This window comes from Ventrimonas sp. (assembly GCF_048380235.1).
Lineage (GTDB): Bacteria > Bacillota > Clostridia > Lachnospirales > Lachnospiraceae > Brotaphodocola.
The window spans coordinates 1-3,587 of the sequence record NZ_DBFCCJ010000084.1; the positions used below are offsets into that span (position 1 = coordinate 1).

Sequence of the window (3,587 nt, forward strand, 5' to 3'; positions counted from 1 at the left end):
CTCGTGCGCTTTGCGCACTCAGACAAGGGTCTCCGGTCTGGCGCTATGCTCGCGCACAAAGAAAATTCCAATGTGTCTGCTTGTTCTGCATGACCGCCCCGAAACTTCTGCTGTACTGGCTATTCTACAATAATAAACATAGCCAGAACGTTGCTGACGAAAGCCTGTAAATCCGGCTTTTATCTGATAGTAGCGTTCTGGCTGCGTTTTATTTCATGATAGAGTTATACGGGTTGTAGTCAATATTTTTTTGTAGCGGAGTCAATACAGCAGGAAGTGAATGAGACCGCTTTCCGGGATTTTCAGCATATCAGGTGTTTGCATCTTGAACACACGTGTACGAATGCAGCGGATGTAATCCGATGCAGGCGAACGCGTGTTGTGAGAGCAAGCAAACAACGATATGTGAAAATAGAGGAAAGCGGTCTCGTTCTCTTCCGGACCTTTATTCGTTCCGTCCAATAATTGCAATTTTCTATTTGTGCTCTTCCTTTGATTCTGTCTGAGCATTCGTTGCTTCAGTTTTATCCATTCCTTTTTGTTTTCTGGTTTTGCGTCTTTTTAAAGGTTTTTTAAGAATGATAACTGCAATGAAAACCAATACGGCGAATACAGCCAGAATCGGGAGACTGGAGATGAACCATACTAGAAAATCAACCGAAGATATCTTCAACGTATTAAAACTGCGGCTGAGACCTTTCTGGATGCGGACTGGGATGGTGTCCGGGTCAGTGGAGGTAAGAACCTGAACTTCCTGAATGGAGAGGTAAACCGTGCTGTATATGATCTGGTTATCCAGGGTGCGAAGCTGGGATTCTATGGATTCCAGCTGGTAGCGGACTTCGGAAAGACGGGCTTCCAGTGCAATAACGGCATCGATGGACTCAGCTTTTTCCAGAAGTTCCCATAACCGGTCCTGTTCCATCTGCAGAGTCTTTTTCCGGCTGGTGATGTCGGTGTATTGCAAGGTAACATCCTGAACACTTTCATTTTTGTAGGTAACATTTCCCTGACCGGACACTTCGGTGAGAAAGGCATCCAGCTTGTTTTCCGGGATACGGGCTGTGATGTTGGAATAGCGGCTGGAACGCTCACCGGACCAGTACAGGCTGTTGCCGGAGACATCGGCTTGTTCTATGTAGCCGCCAAAGAAAGTAACAGCATCCGAAATAGATTTTGTGAGTGCGTCAAATTCCCGTGTTTCCAGATTCATACTTACATTGCGGATCAGTTTGCGTTCGACAGGTGCAGGAGAAGTTTCATCCGAAGTTCTGGCCGGATCAGTTCCCGGATTGGAGACTTCCTGAGAAAGTACGGTTTCCTGAGAAAGTTCTGCAGAACCGGAATCAGTGGAGAAATCTTCCGGAGCGGCTTCATGGTTTCCGGCGGCAGCGTATGTCTCAGCCTCTGCATCGTTACTGAAACTTGTGGAAGATTTGTAAAGGCTGGCAGGCATGCCGGCTGACGTATCATAAGCAGCTGCCGTCTCTGATTTGTAGGATGAAGCCGATGCTGCTCCACAGCCGGTCAGTGAGGCAGAAGCCAGTGCAAGGAAAATGGCTGAAGTAAGCATGATGTGTCGGATACTTTGCTTTGAATATTTTGAAAACAGGGTTTTCGTCATAATCAGAACCTCCTTTCTTTGTCTTCATTATCTCATATTTATGGGATAAAACAAGGCATTTGGGGGAATCTTAAGCAGTTGTCAAGTGAATTGTAAGAAAGCAGAAAAGCGGCGCTAACTCGGAAACAGGAACTTCTGAACGGAAAAACAGGTGTGGAACAGCAGTGGTTGTGGATTTTGCCAATTTTGTGGAACCCACTTGTATAGTGTGCTGATTTTAGGTATAATAACGTGAGATACATCAAGATAATACTGGGATATTTCGGTTTTATCACAAAAAATAGGGAGGAAGACTCGTGAACAGAGAGAAGATTGTTGTAATCGACTTCGGCGGTCAGTACAACCAGCTGGTTGCCCGCCGCGTGCGTGAATGCAATGTTTATTGTGAGATTTATTCTTACAAGACTGATATCGAAAAGATCAAAGAAATGAATCCAAAGGGCATTATCCTGACCGGCGGCCCGAATAGTGTGTATGAGGAAGGCGCTGCTACCTGCAGCAAAGAATTGTTTGAGCTTGGCATTCCGGTGCTGGGACTGTGCTACGGTGCGCAGCTCATGAGTCATGTATTAGGCGGTCATGTCTGCAAGGCTCCTGTTCGTGAGTATGGAAAGATTGAAGTAACTGTGGACAAATCCAGTAAACTGTTTGGCAACGTATCTGAGAAGACAATCTGCTGGATGAGCCATAATGACTATATTGAGAAAGAAGCACCGGGCTTTAAGATCATTGCCCACACTTCAGACTGTCCGGTTGCAGCTGCAGAGTGCGAGGAGAAAAATCTTTATGCAATCCAGTTCCATCCGGAAGTACTGCATACCGTGGAAGGAACTAAAATGCTGTCCAACTTCGTATATGAAGTCTGTGGCTGTGCAGGTGACTGGAAGATGGATGCCTTCGTAGAAAATACCATCAAGGCAGTTCGTGAGAAAGTCGGCAAAGGTAAAGTGCTCTGTGCATTGTCCGGTGGAGTAGATTCTTCTGTAGCAGCTGTTATGCTTGCAAAAGCAGTTGGTGACCAGCTGACCTGCGTATTCGTAGATCATGGCCTGCTCCGCAAGAATGAGGGCGATGAGGTCGAGGAAGTATTTGGACCAAATGGCCCGTACAACTTAAACTTTATCCGTGTCAACGCACAGGATCGTTTCTACGCGAAATTAAAAGGAGTAGAGGAACCGGAACGCAAACGTAAGATTATTGGCGAGGAGTTTATCCGTGTATTTGAGGAAGAAGCAAAGAAAATCGGCACTGTAGATTTTCTGGTACAGGGAACCATCTACCCGGATGTAGTAGAAAGTGGTCTGGGCGGTGAGTCAGCTGTCATCAAGTCTCACCACAATGTCGGAGGACTTCCTGACTATGTTGATTTCAAGGAGATTATTGAGCCGCTGCGCGATCTGTTTAAGGACGAGGTCCGCAAGGCAGGTCTGGAGCTTGGAATTCCGGAAAAACTGGTATACCGTCAGCCGTTCCCGGGACCGGGCCTCGGAATCCGTATCATCGGCGAAGTAACCGCTGAAAAAGTAAAAATGGTGCAGGAGGCAGATGCTATTTACCGTGAAGAAATCGCAAAAGCAGGTCTTGACCGCAGCATCGGCCAGTACTTCGCAGCGCTGACCAACATGCGTTCTGTAGGCGTTATGGGTGATGAGAGAACATATGACTATGCCATCGCATTAAGAGCAGTGAACACCATTGACTTCATGACTGCAGAAGCAGCCGAGATTCCGTGGGAGGTGCTTGGAAAAGTATCCAGCAGAATTGTGAATGAAGTGAAGCATGTGAACAGAGTACTGTATGACTGCACTGGTAAGCCGCCGGCAACGATTGAGTTTGAATAAATCGAGTTGCTTAAAAAAGCCAGTGTTTATGCGGGTTTCAGCGATTTCGATTAGTCTTTTGATAACAAATTGATAACAGTCATAGCAAGTGCCATTATTCTTGTTATCCAGTGGTTTATGGG

2 protein-coding genes are annotated in these 3,587 nt (G+C 46.4%); one reads left to right on the forward strand and one right to left on the reverse strand.

Features of this window, described 5'->3' with window-relative positions:
- Positions 1-475 precede the first annotated feature (475 nt).
- The gene (locus ACMP1L_RS13645) at positions 476-1,624 is read right to left on the reverse strand and encodes a DUF4349 domain-containing protein (RefSeq protein ID WP_418453344.1); all 1,149 of its coding nucleotides are present in this window, start codon (positions 1,622-1,624) and stop codon (positions 476-478) included.
- A 296-nt stretch (positions 1,625-1,920) separates the two neighbouring features.
- On the opposite strand from ACMP1L_RS13645, the gene guaA reads away from it, so the two are divergent.
- A complete protein-coding gene (gene guaA / locus ACMP1L_RS13650; protein ID WP_118733633.1) occupies positions 1,921-3,465 on the forward strand; it encodes a glutamine-hydrolyzing GMP synthase in 1,545 nt (514 codons plus the stop codon).
- Positions 3,466-3,587 lie beyond the last annotated feature (122 nt).